General features: G+C 70.6%; 15 protein-coding genes. 10 read left to right on the top strand and 5 right to left on the bottom strand.

Annotated features, from left to right (window positions below):
• Positions 1-42 precede the first annotated feature (42 nt).
• Positions 43-765 (bottom strand): glycerophosphodiester phosphodiesterase, encoded by a 723-nt coding sequence (locus OG538_RS09320; RefSeq protein ID WP_406091992.1) that lies wholly within the window; start codon positions 763-765, stop codon positions 43-45.
• Positions 766-789: 24 nt separating this feature from the next.
• On the bottom strand, positions 790-1824 hold the full coding sequence (locus tag OG538_RS09315; protein ID WP_406091990.1) for an adenosine deaminase: 1035 nt from the start codon (positions 1822-1824) through the stop codon (positions 790-792).
• A gap of 123 nt (positions 1825-1947) precedes the next feature.
• Between OG538_RS09315 and OG538_RS09310 the strand changes: the two genes are divergently transcribed.
• Positions 1948-2718, top strand: a complete 771-nt coding sequence (locus OG538_RS09310; RefSeq protein ID WP_406091988.1) for a DUF4190 domain-containing protein — start codon at positions 1948-1950, stop codon at positions 2716-2718.
• Positions 2719-2875: 157 nt separating this feature from the next.
• On the opposite strand, the gene OG538_RS09305 is transcribed toward OG538_RS09310, so the two are convergent.
• Complete coding sequence (locus OG538_RS09305) at positions 2876-3451, bottom strand: NADAR family protein (protein WP_406100035.1); 576 nt, start codon at positions 3449-3451, stop codon at positions 2876-2878.
• A gap of 245 nt (positions 3452-3696) precedes the next feature.
• On the opposite strand from OG538_RS09305, the gene OG538_RS09300 reads away from it, so the two are divergent.
• From OG538_RS09300 to OG538_RS09265, 8 genes are all read left to right on the top strand, one after another.
• Positions 3697-5211 (top strand): gamma-aminobutyraldehyde dehydrogenase, encoded by a 1515-nt coding sequence (locus OG538_RS09300; protein WP_406091986.1) that lies wholly within the window; start codon positions 3697-3699, stop codon positions 5209-5211.
• Positions 5212-5254: 43 nt separating this feature from the next.
• Positions 5255-6505 (top strand): spermidine/putrescine ABC transporter substrate-binding protein, encoded by a 1251-nt coding sequence (locus tag OG538_RS09295; protein ID WP_406091984.1) that lies wholly within the window; start codon positions 5255-5257, stop codon positions 6503-6505.
• 54 nt (positions 6506-6559) lie between these two features.
• Entirely contained in the window at positions 6560-7708 is a 1149-nt protein-coding gene (locus OG538_RS09290) for an ABC transporter ATP-binding protein (protein ID WP_406091982.1), read from the top strand.
• Positions 7705-8631, top strand: a complete 927-nt coding sequence (locus OG538_RS09285; RefSeq protein WP_406091980.1) for an ABC transporter permease — start codon at positions 7705-7707, stop codon at positions 8629-8631. Before OG538_RS09290 ends, OG538_RS09285 begins: the two co-directional genes overlap by 4 nt.
• Positions 8631-9431 (top strand): ABC transporter permease, encoded by an 801-nt coding sequence (locus tag OG538_RS09280; RefSeq protein ID WP_406091978.1) that lies wholly within the window; start codon positions 8631-8633, stop codon positions 9429-9431. Before OG538_RS09285 ends, OG538_RS09280 begins: the two co-directional genes overlap by 1 nt.
• A gap of 22 nt (positions 9432-9453) precedes the next feature.
• A complete protein-coding gene (locus tag OG538_RS09275) occupies positions 9454-10869 on the top strand; it encodes an NAD(P)/FAD-dependent oxidoreductase (RefSeq protein WP_406091976.1) in 1416 nt (471 codons plus the stop codon).
• Positions 10870-11005: 136 nt separating this feature from the next.
• A complete protein-coding gene (locus tag OG538_RS09270) occupies positions 11006-11455 on the top strand; it encodes a hypothetical protein (protein WP_406091974.1) in 450 nt (149 codons plus the stop codon).
• A 111-nt stretch (positions 11456-11566) separates the two neighbouring features.
• On the top strand, positions 11567-13396 hold the full coding sequence (locus tag OG538_RS09265) for a chitinase (RefSeq protein ID WP_406091972.1): 1830 nt from the start codon (positions 11567-11569) through the stop codon (positions 13394-13396).
• Here the strand turns inward: OG538_RS09265 and OG538_RS09260 are convergent.
• Entirely contained in the window at positions 13347-14165 is an 819-nt protein-coding gene (locus OG538_RS09260; protein ID WP_406091970.1) for a phosphatase PAP2 family protein, read from the bottom strand. The genes OG538_RS09265 and OG538_RS09260 overlap by 50 nt on opposite strands.
• Before the next feature lie 150 nt (positions 14166-14315).
• Entirely contained in the window at positions 14316-15656 is a 1341-nt protein-coding gene (gabT, locus tag OG538_RS09255; RefSeq protein ID WP_406091968.1) for a 4-aminobutyrate--2-oxoglutarate transaminase, read from the bottom strand.
• A 257-nt stretch (positions 15657-15913) separates the two neighbouring features.
• On the opposite strand from gabT, the gene OG538_RS09250 reads away from it, so the two are divergent.
• Complete coding sequence (locus OG538_RS09250; RefSeq protein WP_406091966.1) at positions 15914-18385, top strand: ATP/GTP-binding protein; 2472 nt, start codon at positions 15914-15916, stop codon at positions 18383-18385.
• The last annotated feature ends 62 nt before the right edge of the window (positions 18386-18447 follow it).

Genomic DNA, 18447 nt, shown 5'->3' with positions numbered 1-18447 from the left:
TGGCATCAGGACGATGAGGTCCCGTACATGATGCCGGACCGGTCAAGATCCCTGGCCCATAGCGGAGTTGAGGATCACCTTGTGCAGGACGTCGATCCGGTTGGTGGTGATGGAGTCCACGCCCTGCCGGATCAGCCTGCGCATGGTGCGGCCGGTGTCCGCCGTCCACGCCGACACCAGCAGCCCGTCCCGGTGGTTGCGGTCCGTCAGCTCCCGGCTCACCAGACCGAACCGGTAGTTCAGCCAGCGCGGCCGCACCGCCTCCAGCAGTGCCGCCCGGGGCGGCGCGAGCGTCGTCCACGTCATCGCGATCTCGGCGGCCGGGTCGGCGGCCCGCACCCGCAGCATCGCCTCGGGCCCCGCGCAGTAGTAGGCGCGCTCACCGGCCCCGCACTCACGGACCACGCCGACGGTCGTTCGTACGGATGTGTCGGTGGAGCCGGGCAGGTCGAGCATGAGACGGTGTGCCCCGGCGACGAGCAGGGCCTCGCGCAGGGTCGGCACCGCACCCGCCGTCAGCTCGGTCAGCTCCTGATGGGTGAGCCGGTCCAGCCGCACGTCATGACCCCACAGCCGCTCCAGCGTGGCGTCGTGCAGCAGGACCGGCACACCGTCGCGGGTCACCCGGACGTCGATCTCGACCGCATCCGCCCCCCGGTCGAGGGCGGAGCGGATTGAGGCGAGGGTGTTCTCGCGGACGCGGTACGGATCACCGCGGTGCGCTACGGCGGTGACGGGGGCGACAGGGGTGACAGGGGTGGCCATGGGGACATTGTCACCGCCGGGGGCTCATCGGCCGGTGCGCTCCAGCCAGTCCGTCGTGTACGTGTCGATCTCGGCGGACAGCGTGCGCTTGCCGGCCGCGTCGAGGAAGGACGCCTCGACGGCGTTCTTCGCGAGCGCGGCGAGACCCCGCTCGTCGAGCCCCAGGAGGCGGGCTGCCACCCCGTACTCGCTGTTGAGGTCGGTACCGAACATGGGCGGGTCGTCGCTGTTGATGGTGACCAGCACCCCGGCCTCCACCATCTCCCTGACCGGGTGCTGCTCTATGTCCGCGACCGCGCGGGTCGCGATGTTGGAGGTGGGGCACACCTCCAGCGCGATGCGGTGCTCGGCGAGATGGGCCAGCAGCTTCGGGTCGCGCACGGAACTGGTGCCGTGGCCGATGCGCTCGGCGCGCAACGAGGTCAGCGCGTCCCAGACGGTCTGCGGTCCTGTGGTCTCCCCGGCGTGCGGCACGGAGTGCAGGCCCTCGGCGATCGCCCGGTCGAAGTAGGGCTTGAACTGGGGGCGGTCCACTCCGATCTCCGGGCCACCGAGACCGAACGAGACGAGCCCTTCCGGCCGCAGGTCCACGGCGAGGCGGGTGGTCTCCTCCGCGGCCTCCAGCCCGGCCTCGCCCGGAATGTCGAAGCACCAGCGCAACACGACCCCGAGCTCGGACTCGGCGGCCTTGCGGGCGTCCTCGATGGCTTCCATGAAGGCCTGCTCCGGGATGCCGCGGCGGGTGGAGGAGAAGGGGGTGACGGTCAGCTCCGCGTAACGGATGTTCTGCCGCGCCATGTCGCGGGCGACCTCGAACGTCAGCAGCCGGACGTCCTCCGGGGTGCGGATCAGGTCCACGACCGAGAGGTACACATCGATGAAGTGGCCGAAGTCGGTGAAGGAGAAGTAGTCGGCCAGTGCCTCGGGGGCGGTGGGGACCTTGGAGTCGGGGTGGTGAGCCGCCAGTTCGGCGACGATGCGGGGCGAGGCCGAGCCGACATGGTGGACGTGGAGCTCGGCCTTGGGCAGCCCCGCGATGAAGGGGTGCAGATCGGTCATCGGATCCTCCGGGGGCGGTGGTGGCGCGGTGCCCGGTACGTCGTGGGGACCGGGCAGGGGACGGGGGTCATCGTAGGACGGCAACGGCCCGTAGCATGACGGGCATCACGATGGGGGAGGCCCATGTCAGACAGCTCAGAACGCCCCGCGGAGGGGTCCGCGCCGCGCGATCCGTGGGCTCCACCGGAGAACAGGGTGCCGTTGGAGAAGAACACCGGGGACCCCCGCCTGCCGTCGGACGGCGCCACCGGGGAGCCCCGCCCGCCGGCCGTGCACGACCAGCAGACCGTCACCTCGATGCCGAACGCCGGGACGGGGCCGATACCCGCAGCCGGCTTCGGCCCACCTGACCAGGGACAGCCGGCCGGCCCCGGCGCCTGGCAGGACCCTGGATCGGTGCCGCCACCGCCGGTCGGACCGAACGGACCGGGGCAGCCGACCCCGCCGCCCGTGGGGCAGTACGGCTACCCCGCCCCACCGCAGCCGCAGTACGGATACCCGGCGCCGCCGGTTCCGCAGTACGGCGACTACCCGGGGTATCCCGGGTACGGCCAGAACGCGTGGGGCGGGCCCGGCCCCGCGAACGGGATGGGCATCGCCTCCCTGGTGCTCGGCATCATCTCCGTGGCCGGTTTCTGCATGTACGGCCTCGGCATCATCCTCGGTGTCCTCGCGCTGATCTTCGGTCTGATAGGCCGGGGCCGGGTCACCAAGGGTGAGGCCAACAACGGCGGCGTGGCCCTGGCGGGGATCATCCTCGGCTCGATCGGCATCGTCGTCAGTGCGGCGTTCCTAGGGTTCTTCATCTGGGCCGTCACCAACGACGACCTCGACTCCGACAGCGGTTCGATCTACGAGGGGACGTCGCTCGTCCTCGACGCGGCGCACCAGTAGGGAAGCGGAGGCCGCAAGCCCTCCGGCGCAGGACGCCGACCGGTGCTGACCACCGGACGGGGCCCGGGCGCCGGGTGGCACGGACGGGCCTGCTGCCCGGTGTCTGCGCAGACGGCCCGCGGGGCGGTGGAAACCTTCCACCGCCCCGCGGGCCGTTTCATATGCCGTCCGCGCCGCCCCGTCCCGGAGCGCCGCCCGTCCCGTCCCGGAGCGCGGCCCGCGCCTCCATCAGCGCGAACCCCAGCAGATTCAGGCCCCGCCACGCCGCCGGATCCTCCGCACGCGGATCGTCCGCCGCGAGCCCGATGCCCCAGATCCGGTCCAGAGGGCTCGCCTCCACCAGCACCCGGTCGCCCGTGCCCAGCAGGAACCCGCCCAGCTCCGGGCTCTGGCCGAACTTGTGGACGCTGCCCGTCACCACCAGCCCGTACCGCTCGCGCTCCCAGACGCTGTCGTCGAAATCGCGGACCAGGCGGCCCACCTTCTTCGCCTCGGCGGGACTCTGCGCCGCCACCGCCCGCTCCGCGGCCTCCGCGTCCCCGAACAGCCTCGCCTTGCCGGCCATCATCCAGTGCTCGGCCGACGCGTACGTCACCCCGTCGACCGTGAACGGCGACGGCCACCACTGACTGAGGCAGCTCGCACCGATCCGGCCGTCCGGGCGCGGACGGTGCCCCCAGAACAGCAGGTACTTCGCCCTGCCGCCCCGGTCGCCCCCGCCGGCCAGCGCCATGAGCCCACCGACATCCCGGACATCTCCGATGTGTTCCATGACACGCGAGTCTGTCATCCGCCACTGACACTCCGTACGGGGAATTCCGCACCGACGCGACACATGGTCGACAGATTCCGTCGCGTAACCAAAAGGCAACAACGGAATCACTTGTTGGGCTCGGTCTCCTCTGTCAGGATCGGCACTCAAATCGAGCAGAAGCTACGCCGCCCCCGGACTGCGGGGCAGCGGCGGAGGAGAGCGTGATGGGCAACAGTTTCGAGGTACAGGACCGCTTCGCGGCAGGCGCGCAGTACATCGGCGGAAGACTGCGGCCCGGCACATCGGGACGCAGCCACGACGTCGTGGATCCGGCCACCGGCGACACCGTCTACACCTACGAGCTGGCCGGGACCGCCGACGTGGACGCGGCCGTCGCCGCCGCGCGCGAGGCGTTCCCCGGCTGGTCCGGAGCCACCCCGGCCGAGCGGTCCGAGGCCATGCACCGCTTCGCCGCCGTCCTCGCCGAGCAGGCGGACGACTTCGCGTACGCGGAGTCCCTCCAGTGCGGCAAGCCGGTGAAGCTCTCCACCGGGTTCGACGTCCCCGGGACGGTCGACAACACCTCCTTCTTCGCCGGCGCCGCCCGCCACCTGGAGGGAAAGTCCGCCGCCGAGTACGACGGCGACCACACCTCGTACGTACGGCGCGAGGCGATCGGGGTCATCGGCTCCATCGCCCCCTGGAACTACCCGCTCCAGATGGCCGCCTGGAAGATCCTCCCGGCGGTCGCCGCCGGTAACACCATCGTGCTCAAGCCCGCCGAGATCACCCCGCTCACCTCGCTGATGTTCGCGCAGGCGGCCACCCGGGCGGGCATCCCGGACGGTGTGATCAACATCGTCACCGGCACCGGAAAGGACGCGGGCGAACACCTCGTCGGTCACCCCGACGTCGTGATGACTTCGTTCACCGGCTCCACCGCGGTCGGCAAGCGCGTCGCGGAGATCGCCACCTCCACCGTCAAGCGCCTCCACCTCGAACTCGGCGGCAAGGCCCCCTTCGTGGTCTTCGACGACGCCGACCTGGAGGCCGCGGTCAACGGAGCCGTCGCCGGATCCCTCATCAACACCGGCCAGGACTGCACGGCGGCCACCCGCGCCTATGTCCAGCGCCCGCTCTACGACGCCTTCGTCCAGGGCGTCGCCGCGCTGATGGAGACCGTCCGGGTCGGCGACCCGTTCGACCCGAAGACCGACCTCGGCCCGCTGATCAGCCACGCCCAGCGCGACCGGGTCGCCAGCTTCGTCGAGCGCGCCCGCGCCTACGCCACGGTCGTCACCGGTGGTGAGGCTCCCGGCGGCGAACTGGCCGACGGCGCCTACTACCGGCCGACCCTGGTCGCCGGGGCCGCACAGGACAGCGAGATCGTCCAGTCCGAGATCTTCGGCCCGGTCCTCGTCGTGCTGCCCTTCGACACCGACGACGAGGGCATCGCGCTGGCCAACGACACCCCCTACGGACTGGCCGCCTCCGCCTGGAGCCGCGACCTGTACCGCGCCAACCGCGCCACCCGCGAGATCAAGGCGGGCTGTGTGTGGATCAACGACCACATCCCGATCATCAGCGAGATGCCGCACGGCGGATACAAGGCCAGCGGCTTCGGCAAGGACATGTCGTCGTACTCCTTCGAGGAGTACACGCAGGTCAAGCACGTGATGTACGACAACACCGCGGTCGCCCGGAAGGACTGGCACCGCACGATCTTCGGGGACCGATAACCCGGCCGTTCCGGCCGCACACCCACCCGAAAGGGCAACGCGTATGGAGCAGTACGAGCCCGAGCGCCTCTCGGCGGCCCAGCTGGCCGCGATGCGCCGGAGTCTGACCAACGGCAGGGGAGCCCTCACCCGCCGATCGCTGCTGCGCGCCTCAGGCATGGGCGCGCTCGCGATCGGCGGTCTGGGGACCCTGAGCGCGTGCGGCATCCCGCCCGCCAAACGGGAGGGCGACGCGGCGGCGGCCTCGGACGACCACTCGGCCAAGGAGAAGCAGGTCAACTTCTCCAACTGGACCGAGTACATGGACGTCAGCGAGGACGAGAAGCACCGGCCCACCCTGGAAGCGTTCACCGAGCGCACCGGGATCAAGGTCAAGTACACCGAGGACATCAACGACAACGTCGAGTTCTTCGGGAAGATCAAGCCGCAGCTCGCGGCCGGCCAGGACACCGGCCGCGACCTGATCATCGTCACCGACTGGCTGGCCGCCCGCATCATCCGGCTCGGCTGGGCCCAGAGGCTCGACCCGGCGAACCTGCCGCACGCCTTCGCCAACCTCTCGCCCCAGTTCCGCACCCCGGACTGGGACCCGGGCCGCGCCTACTCCTACCCATGGACCGGCATCCCGACCGTCATCGCGTACAACTCCAAGGCGACAGGCGGCCGCAAGGTCGACTCCGTCACGCAGCTGCTCGACGACCCCACGCTCAAGGGCCGGGTCGGCTTCCTCTCCGAGATGCGCGACTCCGTCGGCATGACCCTGCTCGACATGGGCAAGGACCCGGGCAAGTTCACCGACGCGGACTACGACGCCGCGATAGGCCGGATACAGAAGGGCGTCGACAAGAACCAGATACGCCGCTTCACCGGCAACGACTACACCGCCGACCTCGACAAGGGCGACATCGCCGCCTGCGTCGCCTGGGCCGGCGACATCATCCAGCTCCAGGCCGGAAACCCGGACATCAAGTTCGCCATCCCGGCCGCCGGATACATCACCTCCAGCGACAACATGCTGATTCCCGCCAGGGCGCGGCACAAGACCAACGCCGAGAAGCTCATGGACTACTACTACGAGCCCCCGGTCGCCGCCCAGCTCGCCGCGTACATCAACTACGTCTGCCCGGTCGACGGGGTCCGTGACGAACTCGCCCGGATCGACAAGGCGATGGCCGACAACACGCTGATCCTTCCGGACAGGGCGATGGCCGCGAAGTCGCACGCCTTCCGCTCCCTGACCGCCGAGGAAGAGACGGCGTACGAGGAGAAGTTCGCCAAGCTCATCGGCGCCTGACCGCCACGCCCTCCCTCCCCTGATCTCCCTCTGACACCACTGGGACTGCGATCCATGACACAGCAGCAGACAGGCGGCGACGTCCGCCTCACCGGGATCAGCAAGACGTACGGCTCCTTCGCCGCCGTCCGACCGCTCGATCTCACCGTCCCGCAGGGTTCCTTCTTCGCGCTGCTCGGCGCGTCCGGCTGCGGCAAGACCACCACCCTGCGGATGATCGCGGGCCTGGAGGACGCCACCACCGGCACCATCTCGCTCGGTGGCCGCGACATCACCGGCCTCCCCCCGTACAAGCGGCCCGTCAACACGGTCTTCCAGAGCTATGCGCTCTTCCCGCACCTCGACATCACGGAGAACGTCGCCTTCGGTCTGCGCCGACGCGGCATCAAGTCGGTCAAGAAGCAGGTCGACGACATGCTCGAGCTCGTCCAGCTCGGAGACTTCGCGAAGCGCAAGCCCCATCAGCTCTCCGGTGGCCAGCAACAGCGCGTCGCCGTCGCCCGCGCCCTGATCAACCACCCCCAGGTGCTGCTCCTCGACGAACCGCTCGGCGCCCTCGACCTCAAGCTGCGCCGCCAGATGCAGCTCGAACTCAAGCGCATCCAGACCGAGGTCGGCATCACGTTCATCCACGTCACCCACGACCAGGAGGAGGCCATGACCATGGCCGACACCGTCGCGGTGATGAACGCCGGCCGGGTGGAACAGCTGGGGGACCCGGCCGATCTGTACGAGAACCCGCGGACCACGTTCGTCGCCAACTTCCTCGGCACCTCGAACCTCATCGAGGGCGAAGTCGTCTCCACCGGCACGGACCTCGTCGTGTCGGCCGGCGGCGGCAAGCTGCGGCTGCCCGCCGACCGGTGTCCGGCACCGACCGTGAACGGCGGCAGGCTGCTCCTCGGTATCCGCCCGGAGAAGATATCCCTCGCGCACCGCGACGACGCGGACGCGATAGCGCAGGGCCGGAACCGGGTCACCGGCCGCATCGTCGACTCCAGCTTCATCGGCGTCTCCACGCAGTACGTGGTGGAGAGTCCGGCCGGCAAGTCGCTCCAGGTCTACGAGCAGAACATCGAGCGTGACACCCGGCTCACCGCCGGTTCCGAGGTCGTCCTGCACTGGAACCCGGCGCACACCTTCGGCCTGGACGCCGCCCAGGACATCGACGCCGGTGTGGAGACGGTGGAGGACGCGGCGTGAGCCTCACCAAGGAGGCGCCACCGGCCCCCGCCACCGAGCCGGAAGTGCGCAAACCGTCCACCCGCAGGCGCCTCGTCCCGTACTGGCTGCTGCTCCCCGGCATCCTGTGGCTCGTCGTCTTCTTCGCGCTGCCGCTGGTCTACCAGGCCTCGACCTCCGTGCAGACGGGATCCCTGGAGAAGGGATTCGAGGTCACCTGGCACTTCCAGACCTACTGGGACGCGCTGACGGACTACTACCCGCAGTTCATCCGGTCGCTGCTCTACGCGGGCACTGCCACGATCCTGTGTCTGCTCCTCGGCTACCCGCTCGCCTACCTCATCGCGTTCAAGGCCGGCCGCTGGCGCAACCTGGTGCTGGTGCTGGTCATCGCACCCTTCTTCACCAGCTTCCTGATCCGTACGCTCGCCTGGAAGACGATCCTCGCGGACGGCGGCGCGGTCGTCGACGTACTGAACACGCTGCACGTCCTGGACGTCACCAGCTGGCTCGGCTGGACCGAGAACAACCGCGTGCTGGCCACGCCGATGGCGGTGGTCTGCGGTCTCACGTACAACTTCCTGCCGTTCATGATCCTGCCGCTCTACACCTCACTGGAGCGGATCGACGGCCGGCTGCACGAAGCCGCCGGGGATCTGTACGCCACCCCCGCCACCACCTTCCGCAAGGTGACGTTCCCGCTCTCCATGCCGGGTGTCGTCTCCGGGACGCTGCTGACCTTCATCCCGGCCAGCGGTGACTACGTGAACGCGGAACTGCTGGGCTCCACCGACACCAAGATGGTCGGCAGCGTCATCCAGAGCCAGTTCCTGCGGGTCCTCGACTATCCGACGGCGGCCGCGCTCTCCTTCATCCTCATGGCGGTCGTCCTGATCGCGGTCACCTTCTACATTCGCCGCTCCGGGACGGAGGACCTGGTCTGATGCCCCTGCTTCGCCTGCTGCGACGCCATCTGATCGTGATCGCGGGTCTGCTGACCCTCGGCTACATGATCCTGCCGAACATCGTCGTGATGGTGTTCTCGTTCAACAAGCCCAACGGGCGCTTCAACTACTCCTGGCAGCGCTTCTCGGCGGACGCCTGGAAGGACCCCTGCGGCGTCGCCGACATGTGCGGTTCCCTCTCGCTCTCCCTCCAGATCGCCGTCTGGGCCACGGTCGGCGCGACCGTGCTCGGCACGATGATCGCGTTCGCCCTGGTCCGCTACCGGTTCCGGGCGCGCGGTGCGATCAACTCGCTGATCTTCCTGCCCATGGCGATGCCCGAGGTCGTCATGGCCGCGTCGCTGCTCACGCTGTTCCTCAACATGGGCGCGCAGCTCGGCTTCTGGACGATCCTCATCGCGCACATCATGTTCTGCCTCAGCTTCGTCGTGACGGCCGTCAAGGCTCGCGTCATGTCGATGGACCCGAGGCTGGAGGAGGCGGCCCGAGACCTGTACGCAGGACCGGTACAGACCTTCCTGCGGGTGACCCTGCCGATCGCCGCCCCCGGAATCGCCGCGGGAGCGCTGCTCGCCTTCGCGCTCTCCTTCGACGATTTCATCATCACCAATTTCAATGCGGGTTCCACCGTCACCTTCCCCATGTTTGTCTGGGGCTCGGCGCAGCGCGGTACGCCCGTACAGATCAACGTCATCGGCACGGCGATGTTCGTCATCGCGGTACTGGTGGTTCTCGCCGGGCAGCTGATCGCCAACCGGCGCAAAAACGCACGACCCTGAATGCCTGAAGGAGTTGGAAACCATGGCCCCAGCTGCCATGCGTACTGCTGCACGATCACTCTCCGACGCGAAGCCGGTGTCGTTCTGGCTGGACGACCCCGGCAGGCCGGAGGCACTCCCCGCCCTCACCGGCGACGAGCACTGCGATCTGCTCGTCATCGGCGGCGGCTACAGCGGACTGTGGACCGCGCTCCTCGCCAAGGAACGCGAACCGGAACGCGATGTCGTACTGATCGAGGGGCACGAGACGGGCTGGGCCGCCTCGGGCCGCAACGGTGGTTTCTGCGCCGCCTCCCTCACTCATGGTCTGCCCAACGGACTGGAGCGCTGGGCCGACGAGATCAGGACGCTGGAGGAGTTGGGCGCGCGCAACCTCGACGCCATCGAGGCGGCCGTGGCCCGCTACTCCCTCGACTGCGAGTTCGAGCGCACCGGCGAGATCGATGTCGCCACCCAGCCCCACCAGCTCGATGAGCTGCGGGAATGGCACCAAGAAGCCGAACGGAACGGCTTCGGCGGGGTGGAGTTCCTCGACCGGGACGCCCTGCGCGCAGAAGTCGACTCACCGACTTTCCTGGGCGGCCTGTGGGACCGGCGGGGTGTCGCGATGCTGCATCCGGCCAAGCTGGTCTGGGGCCTGAAGCGGGCCTGCCTCGACCTGGGTGTGCGCATCTACGAGCACACCCGCGGGCTGGAACTGGCCCGAACCGGAACCGGAATGGCGGTCCGCACGCCCTACGGCAAGGTGCTCGCCCGCCGCGTCGCCCTGGGGACGAACATCTTCCCCTCGCTCGTGAAGCGGGTGCGCCCGTACACCGTCCCGGTCTACGACTACGCGTTGATGACCGAGCCGCTGACCGAGGACCAGCTCACCGCCATCGGCTGGAAGAACAGGCAGGGGCTGGGGGACAGCGCCAATCAGTTCCACTACTTCCGGCTTTCCGCGGACAACCGGATCCTGTGGGGCGGCTATGACGCGATCTATCCGTACGGCGGCAGGCTGAGCGCCGATCTCGACCAGCGGCCCGAGACGTTCCTGAAACTCGCCGGGCAGTTCTTCGAGTGTTTTCCGCAATTGGCTGGTGTGCGGTTCAGCCATGCCTGGGGCGGTGCGATCGACACCTGTTCCCGCTTTTCCGCATTCTTCGGCACGGCCCATCAGGGCCGGGTCGCCTACGCTGCCGGATTCACCGGACTCGGCGTCGGGGCCACCCGGTTCGGCGCTGATGTCATGCTCGACCTCCTCGCGGGCGGACCCACCGAGCGGACGGCCCTGGAGATGGTGCGGACCAAGCCGATGCCGTTCCCGCCGGAGCCCCTCGCGTGGGCCGGGATCGAGCTGACGAAGCGGTCGCTGGCCAGGGCGGACGACAACGGAGGCCGCCGCAATCTGTGGCTGCGGACGATGGACCGTGTGGGGCTCGGGTTCGACAGCTGAGTCATCTCGCCGCCCCCGTGACCCAGCTCACTACCGATGGGTAGCCGAACTCGCGTAAGGGATCGGCCCGTCCGCTCTCTCCCCGTGTGAATGCACCGGCAACTCGTGCCGGTGCGAAACGGAACGGAGGCCGGCCATGACGGACACGGGCGTCGAGGCAGCAGTCGAGTGGCTTGCGTCAGTGGCACCGGATCCCGGTGCCTGCCGGCGGGAATGGGAGCGCGATCCGCGGCGGATCGCGCTCCTGCCCGCAGGCCGGCGCTGGGACGTGCTGATCCTCCCGGGGGTGCTGGGTTATCCGACGCTGGACGTGGTCACCCGGCTCGTCGACCGGCCGGGACCGGTGCTCTCCGACTTCGGCGACGCCCGCATGGGCTTCTTCGTGCCGCCGGGCACGGCCGCCCGCTGGCTGGGCACGGGGGTGCGCGGCGCGGGCCGGGGCACCTGGATCGTCGTCCCGCACCCGGGGCGGGCCGTCGTCGCAGGGGTGCGCTGGCTGATTCCCCCGGACGGATCCGGCACGCTCACCGATGCCACGCTGCTGGAGCTGGCGATGCACGAGGCCGCGGCGGGAAGCCGGGAGTAGGGGGCAGGGCGGCGGCGGGGAAGAGGTGGCGGATGCCAGAGGTCTTGACAAGTCGATTGGTCTGGACCAGGTTGTGCGCCACACTCAATTCCCCCCTGCACGGAGGCCGTTGTGGAACGCACGGGACCCCCCGCCCGCATGACCGGACTTCTGGCCGCCTTCTCGGCCGCCCTGCTGGCTGCCGGCGGCCTGGCCGCCACGGCACCGAGCGCTGCCGCGGCCGACGCCGATCTGGCGCGCAACGGCAACTTCGAGGCCGGCCTGAGCGGCTGGGACTGTACGGGTGGCAGCGGAGCCGCCGTCAGCACGCCCGTACACGGCGGCACCTCCGCGCTGAAGGCGACCCCGGCCGGCAGCGACAACGCCAAGTGCTCCCAGACCGTGACGGTCAAGCCGGACTCCACGTACACGCTGAGCGCCTGGGTGCAGGGCAGCTACGTCTACCTGGGTGCGGCCGGCACCGGCACCACCGACGTGTCGACGTGGACGCAGTCCGCCGGGGAGTGGAAGCAGCTCTCCACCACCTTCAGGACGGGCGCGGCGACCACCTCGGTCACCGTGTACACGCACGGCTGGTACGGCACCCCCGCCTACTACGCCGACGACCTCAGCCTCGTCGGACCCGGCGGCGCCGCGGTCGTACTCCCGGCGGTCCCCGCGGGCCTCAGGGCCGGCACGCCGACCTCGTCCGCGGTCCCGCTGTCCTGGACCGCCGCCACGGGCGCCACGGGGTACAACGTCTACCGGGGCGGTACGAAGGTGCTCTCCGCCACCGGCACCTCCGCGACCGTGACGGGGCTGACCGCCTCGACCGCGTACAGCTTCCAGGTCACCGCCACCAACGAGGCCGGTGAGTCCGCGAAGTCCGCCGCCGTCTCCGCCACCACCGCAGCCGGCGGCGGCGGGGGCGGCAGCAGCTCGGACCTGCCGGCCCACGCCCTCGTCGGCTATCTGCACTCCAGCTTCGCCAACGGCTCCGGCTACACCCGGATGGCGGACGTGCCCGACTCCTGGGACGTCATCGACCTGGCCTTCGGCGAGCCGACCTCCGTCACCTCGGGCGACATCCGCTTCTCGCTGTGCCCCGTCACCGAATGCCCCAACGTCGAGTCCGTGGCAGAGTTCAAGGCCGCCATCAAGGCCAAGCAAGCCGCGGGGAAGAAGGTGCTGATCTCCATCGGCGGCCAGAACGGCCAGGTGCAGCTCGCCACCACCGCCGCCCGTGACACCTTCGTCTCCTCGGTCAGCAAGATCATCGACGAGTACGGGCTGGACGGCCTGGACATCGACTTCGAGGGTCATTCCCTCTCGTTGAACACCGGGGACACGGACTTCCGCAGCCCCACCACGCCGGTCATCGTCAACCTGATCTCCGCGGTGAAGACCCTCAAGGCCAAGTACGGCGAGAAGTTCGTCCTCACGATGGCACCCGAGACCTTCTTCGTGCAGCTCGGCTACCAGTACTACGGCTCCGGGCCGTGGGGCGGACAGGACCCGCGCGCGGGCGCCTACCTGCCGGTGATCCACGCCCTGCGCGACGACCTCACACTGCTGCACGTCCAGGACTACAACTCGGGCTCGATCATGGGCCTGGACAACCAGTACCACTCCATGGGCGGTGCCGACTTCCACATCGCGATGACCGACATGATGCTGACCGGCTTCCCGGTGGCGGGCGACCAGACCAAGGTCTTCCCCGGGCTCCGTCCCGACCAGATCGCGATCGGCCTGCCGGCCTCCACCCAGGCCGGCAACGGACACACCTCACCGGCCGAGGTCACCAAGGCGCTGAACTGCCTGACGAAGAAGACCGACTGCGGCTCGTACGCCACCCACGGGACGTGGTCGGGGCTGCGCGGGCTGATGACGTGGTCCGTCAACTGGGACCGCTTCAACAACTGGGAGTTCTCGAAGAACTTCGACGCCTACTTCGGCGGCTGAGTACTCCGAGGGCCACCAGCAGCACTCCGCACAGCCACCAGCTGCCGGCCACGTCGAGCGGCCAGTGGTAGCCGCGGAGCACCAGACCGATGCCCGTCGCCACCGTCAGCAGGACGGCGGCGACGGGCATCATCCATGCCCGCCCGGCATACGGGGCGAGCAGGATCGCCGCGGCGCCGTACGCGACCGCGGCGGTCGCGGCGTGGCCCGACGGGTAGTAGCCGGTGGCATGGGTCAGTGGCCCCGGGCGGGCGATGACGTCCTTGAGCGGTACGACGAGCAGCGGCACCGCGGCCATGGTCAGGGCGGCGGCGAGGGGTGCCCTGCGCTCCCCCCGCAGCAGGGTCCAGAGGATCGCGCAGCCGAGGACCGGGAGGGCGACCTGCATGTTGCCGAGGTCGGCGAGGAATTCGGTGAGCCCTTCCGGGCCGCGCCCGACGAGGGCCCGTGCGGTGCGCTCGTCCAGGCGGCGCAGCGGGCCGGCGGCCGCGATCTGCCAGGTGGTGAGCGCGAGCAGGGCCACCAGGGCCGACACCACGGAGAAGAAAAGGGCCGTCCGGCCCGGAACAGGGGGGGTTGTTCCGGGCCGGACGGTGGGACCGGTTCGCCGCGCGTCCCGGGGGGTGTGGGACGGGCGGCCACCCGATCGGTGAGGAGTTCCGGGGCCGGGGGCCCCAGTGGCGTGCGCGAAGGCACAACCAGGACGGCGCTGGGGAAGCTCCGACCCGGTATCGCCCGCAGTCCCCTGCGGGCGGGGTGTTTCTCTCATCTGCGGAAACCGTACGTCAGGCGATGGGGGGACCGACAGCGGGAACGGTATCCCGCCATCGCCCCCGCACACCTTCTTCACAGGCCCTCACGCAGGCACCGGGCATCCCTGGAGGAATCGGCAGTGCGCTGCCGCCCGGGGTCGAACGGATCAGACCCCGGCGAATGCCTGCTCGATGACGTCGAGACCTTCGTTGAGCAGGTCCTCGCCGATTACCAGCGGCGGCAGGAAGCGCAGGACGTTTCCGTAGGTGCCGCAGGTGAGGACGAGGACGCCCTCGGCGTGGCAGGCCTTCGCGAGCTGGGCGGCGACTTCCGGGTTCGGGTCCTTCGTGCCCGCCTTCACCAGCTCGATCGCGATCATCGCGCCGCGGCCGCGGATGTCACCGATGAGGCCGCCGTTGGGCAGCTTCGCCTGCATCTCGGCGAGCCGCGCCTTCATGACCTCCTCGATGCGCTTCGCCTTCCCGTTCAGGTCCAGCTCGCGCATCGTCTCGATGGCACCGAGCGCCCCCGCGCAGGCGACCGGGTTTCCGCCGTACGTGCCGCCGAGGCCGCCGGAGTGCGCCGCATCCATGATCTCGGCGCGGCCGGTCACGGCGGAGAGGGGAAGGCCGCCCGCGATGCCCTTGGCGGTCGTGATCAGGTCGGGAACGATGCCCTCGTCCTCGCAGGCGAACCACTGGCCGGTGCGGCAGAAGCCGGACTGGATCTCGTCGGCGACGAAGACGATGCCGTTGTCCTTGGCGAACTGCGCGATCGCCGGGAGGAAGCCCTTCGCCGGTTCGATGAAGCCGCCCTCGCCGAGGACCGGCTCGATGATGATCGCGGCGACGTTGTCCGCGCCGATCTGCTTGGTGATCTCGTCGATGGCCTGGGCGGACGCCTCCGCGCCGGCGTTCTCGGCACCGGTCGGCCAGCGGTAGCCGTACGCCACCGGCACCCGGTAGACCTCGGGCGCGAACGGGCCGAAGCCCTGCTTGTACGGCATGTTCTTCGCCGTCAGCGCCATCGTGAGGTTGGTACGGCCGTGGTAGCCGTGGTCGAAGACGACGACGGCGGTGCGCTTGGTGTAGGCGCGGGCGATCTTCACCGCGTTCTCGACGGCCTCGGCGCCGGAGTTGAACAGCGCGGACTTCTTCGCGTGGTCCCCCGGGGTGAGCTCGGCGAGCTGCTCACAGACCTCGACGTACCCCTCGTACGGCGTCACCATGAAACAGGTGTGGGTGAAGTCGGCGAGCTGGGCGGAGGCGCGGCGCACGACGGCCTCGGCGGAGGCGCCGACGGACGTCACGGCGATGCCGGAACCGAAGTCGATCAGACGGTTCCCGTCCACGTCCTCGATGATCCCCCCGCCCGCGCGGGCGGTGAACACCGGCAGGGTGGAGCCCACACCAGCGGCGACCGCCGCGAGCCGGCGGGCCTGCAGCTCCACGGACTTCGGGCCGGGGATGGCAGTGACGACGCGGCGCTCCTGCGGAATTGCGGTCATGCGGGGCTCCTGGGGGGTGTTTCGGACGCTTCTCTTTCTGCAGGCTAGGGGCGAGGGTGGGGGTCCGGCATGCTCCGATCGGGAGTGATGGCGCGCGTGTCCTTGTCCGCGACGGACAGAAGGCGGTACGGAGGGGGTGCGGCGGGCGACCGGCCCCCGGCCCGTCACTATCCGGGCGCCTTGCTGAACTCACCGTGTGCGCGCACTAGATTGGCCGGTGCAGCGGTCGGACCTGGCTGGTCAGGGGGCAACGGTTCATGGACAACGAAGGCACGCACGGCGCCCGGAGCATGCGGGGTGCGCAGCCGCCCGACGGCCGGCCCGGGAGCTCTGTGCCGCACCCGGCCGGCCCGCCGCCCGCGACCCCACCCGGGCCGCCCCCCGTTGCCCCGCCCGCGTTCCCCCCGACGGTGCCCCCGCCCAGCGCGCCCCCCTCCGTCCCGCGGCCGCCCGCGACCGCCCCCGCGCAGCCCCGGCCGGGCGGGGTGCGGTCGGACACGGCCGAATGGCTGAACGCGCCGCGCCCCGGGGCCGAGCCGGGTGTGTGGCGGTACGGCCACGCGCCGCGGCCCGCCGAGCGCCCGCCGCGCCCCTCCCTGGTGGGCCCGTTGGCGACGATGGGGCTGTGGCTCCTGTTGTGGCTGCTGCTCACCGAGCGCGCCGTCCCCTACGTGTCGAAGCCGATCGAGATCATCACGGGCCCCGAGTGGTGGTCCTTCGGCGGCCTCAGGGAGGACGCGCCGGCGCTGGTGGTCAACTCCACCACGCTCTACTACCAGGTCCTGGTCCTCGGCCTGGGCTTCTGGGCCGCCCGGATCGGCGGCTGGGCCCATGTCTTCCGCTACTTCGCCGGCCCCCGGCTGGACCGGGCCAGACTGGTGCTCTCGGCCTCCGGCGCCGTACTCGTCGTATGGCTCGTGTGGACCCGGCGGGTACCGCTCGCCGACATCATCCTGCCCGCCGTTCCGACCAGCTGGATGCAGGGCGGTGGCAACCAGTACGTGGCGCTGTTCGTCTCGGTCGTGCTGTACGCCCTGATCGGCACCGCGATCGTGTGGCCCTTCGCCCGAACCGGCCAGTGGGGAGCGGCGCTCCGGCCCCTTCGGGGACACGGCGAACCCGGTCCGCAACAGCCCCGGACCGCCCCCGCACAGGCAGGAACCGACCTCGCCCACTGGCCCGAGCTGCGGGCCGCCGGAGCCGCGGACGCCGCGGAGGCGCTCACCGCGGCCGTGCACACCGACCGGCTGAACGACATCGACTGCGTACGGCTGCGCCACGCCTGGGGTGCCGCCCGGACCCGGCCCGACCTGCGCGCCTCCTTCACCGACACCGTGCTGCGCAAGGGCGCCGAGGCCTTCCTCCACCCCTCCGGCCGCCGGGACCTGCCCCGGCGCACCGCCGTACACGACCCGCTCACCGGCCAGGTCCGGATCGGCGCCTGCGCCGACGACCCGCGCAACCCCTACCCCCGGCGCGGCTCGGGGATGGCCCTGGAACCCGCGTCACTGGGCACCTCTCTGCTCCTCGTCGGACCGCCCGGATCGGGCAAGACGGAACGGGTGGTGCGGCCCGTCGTCGAAGCCCTCGCACTGCGGGCGCTCACCGGCCAGGCGGCGGTGCTCGCCGTCGGCGGGGCCGGCGACCGGCTCGGGCCGGACGGGGCGTACGACGTCGTCGTCAGGATCGGTGACCCCGCGTCCGTGTACGACTTCGACCTGTACGGCGGCACGACCGACCCCGACGAGGCGGCGGCCGCCCTCGCCGAGGGCCTCGCCGGAGACCTTCCCGCCCTGGACACGCGGCGCGCGGCGACCGCGCTCGGCCAGCTGCTCGGCCCGTACCGCGCCGTCCACGGCACCTTCCCCCCCGTACCCGAGCTCCGCGAACTCCTCGAAGGCTCCGCGGCCGCGCTGGGCGCCCTCCGCCAGGCCCTGGAGGCGGCCGGTCACCACGCGATGCTGCGCGAACTGGACGCCCGGCAGCGTCAGGCGGGGGGCGCCGGTGACCCCGCCGCCGTCCTCGCCGACCGGATCGCCGTGCTCGACCGGCCGGCCTTCGCCGGGTTCTTCGCCACCGGGAGCGAGGCCCGCCCGTTCTCGCTGCGCTCCCTGGAGCAGCACCCGCTGCGGGTGCGCATCGATCTGCCGGAGCGGGCCCATGCCGAGGCGTCCAGGGTGCTGACCCGACTCGTCCTCGCCCAGTTCAACGCCGTCGCGGCCGCGCGCGCCGACCGTGCGCTCTTCCTCTGCCTCGTCCTGGACGACGCCACCCACACCGTCACCGCCGAAACCGTCCGGGGCGTCCGCCGGCTGCGCTCGGTCAACGCCGGGGCGGTCCTCGCACTGCGAACCCTGGACGACGTGCCCGAGGAACTCCACACGGCGCTGCTCGGCGCGGTCGGCTGTGCCATGGCCTTCCCCGGGGTCACCACCTGGGACGGCAAACGCTTCGCCGAGGCCTGGGGCAAGGAATGGGTGGAGGTCCGCGAGGTCGCTCAGCACGGTGTCTTCGCCGACCAGCCGCTCACCCGCGCCCTGCACGCCCTGCGGAAGCTCGCCACCGGCAAGGCCGTCACCACGGACGCGGTCACCGTGCGCCAGGTCGAACGGGAACGGTGGTCCGCCTCCGGGCTCGCGTACGAGCTGCCCGTCGGCCACGCGGTGCTCTCCCTCACCACGGTCGACGGCGACCATGCGCCCCCGCTCCTGGTGCGGCTGGGCAGCTGAGGAGGCCCCGGGGGCCGCGCGACGGTGACGAGGACTCTGCCACCCTGGCAGAATCGCCCGGA

Source organism: Streptomyces sp. NBC_01013 (genome assembly GCF_045162765.1).
GTDB lineage: Bacteria > Actinomycetota > Actinomycetes > Streptomycetales > Streptomycetaceae > Streptomyces.
This window is presented reverse-complemented; position numbering and strand designations above follow the sequence as displayed.

Excerpts from the sequence above, each read along its gene's own strand:
- OG538_RS09290 (WP_406091982.1), top strand. The coding sequence starts at position 6,560 with ATGACACAGCAGCAGACAGGCGGCGACGTCCGCCTCACCGGGATCAGC.
- OG538_RS09260 (WP_406091970.1), bottom strand. The coding sequence starts at position 14,165 with ATGAGAGAAACACCCCGCCCGCAGGGGACTGCGGGCGATACCGGGTCG.
- OG538_RS09310 (WP_406091988.1), top strand. The coding sequence starts at position 1,948 with ATGTCAGACAGCTCAGAACGCCCCGCGGAGGGGTCCGCGCCGCGCGAT.
- OG538_RS09315 (WP_406091990.1), bottom strand. The coding sequence starts at position 1,824 with ATGACCGATCTGCACCCCTTCATCGCGGGGCTGCCCAAGGCCGAGCTC.
- OG538_RS09295 (WP_406091984.1), top strand. The coding sequence starts at position 5,255 with ATGGAGCAGTACGAGCCCGAGCGCCTCTCGGCGGCCCAGCTGGCCGCG.
- gabT (WP_406091968.1), bottom strand. The coding sequence starts at position 15,656 with ATGACCGCAATTCCGCAGGAGCGCCGCGTCGTCACTGCCATCCCCGGC.
- OG538_RS09300 (WP_406091986.1), top strand. The coding sequence starts at position 3,697 with ATGGGCAACAGTTTCGAGGTACAGGACCGCTTCGCGGCAGGCGCGCAG.
- OG538_RS09320 (WP_406091992.1), bottom strand. The coding sequence starts at position 765 with ATGGCCACCCCTGTCACCCCTGTCGCCCCCGTCACCGCCGTAGCGCAC.
- OG538_RS09305 (WP_406100035.1), bottom strand. The coding sequence starts at position 3,451 with ATGGCGCTGGCCGGCGGGGGCGACCGGGGCGGCAGGGCGAAGTACCTG.
- OG538_RS09275 (WP_406091976.1), top strand. The coding sequence starts at position 9,454 with ATGGCCCCAGCTGCCATGCGTACTGCTGCACGATCACTCTCCGACGCG.
- OG538_RS09270 (WP_406091974.1), top strand. The coding sequence starts at position 11,006 with ATGACGGACACGGGCGTCGAGGCAGCAGTCGAGTGGCTTGCGTCAGTG.
- OG538_RS09250 (WP_406091966.1), top strand. The coding sequence starts at position 15,914 with ATGGACAACGAAGGCACGCACGGCGCCCGGAGCATGCGGGGTGCGCAG.
- OG538_RS09280 (WP_406091978.1), top strand. The coding sequence starts at position 8,631 with ATGCCCCTGCTTCGCCTGCTGCGACGCCATCTGATCGTGATCGCGGGT.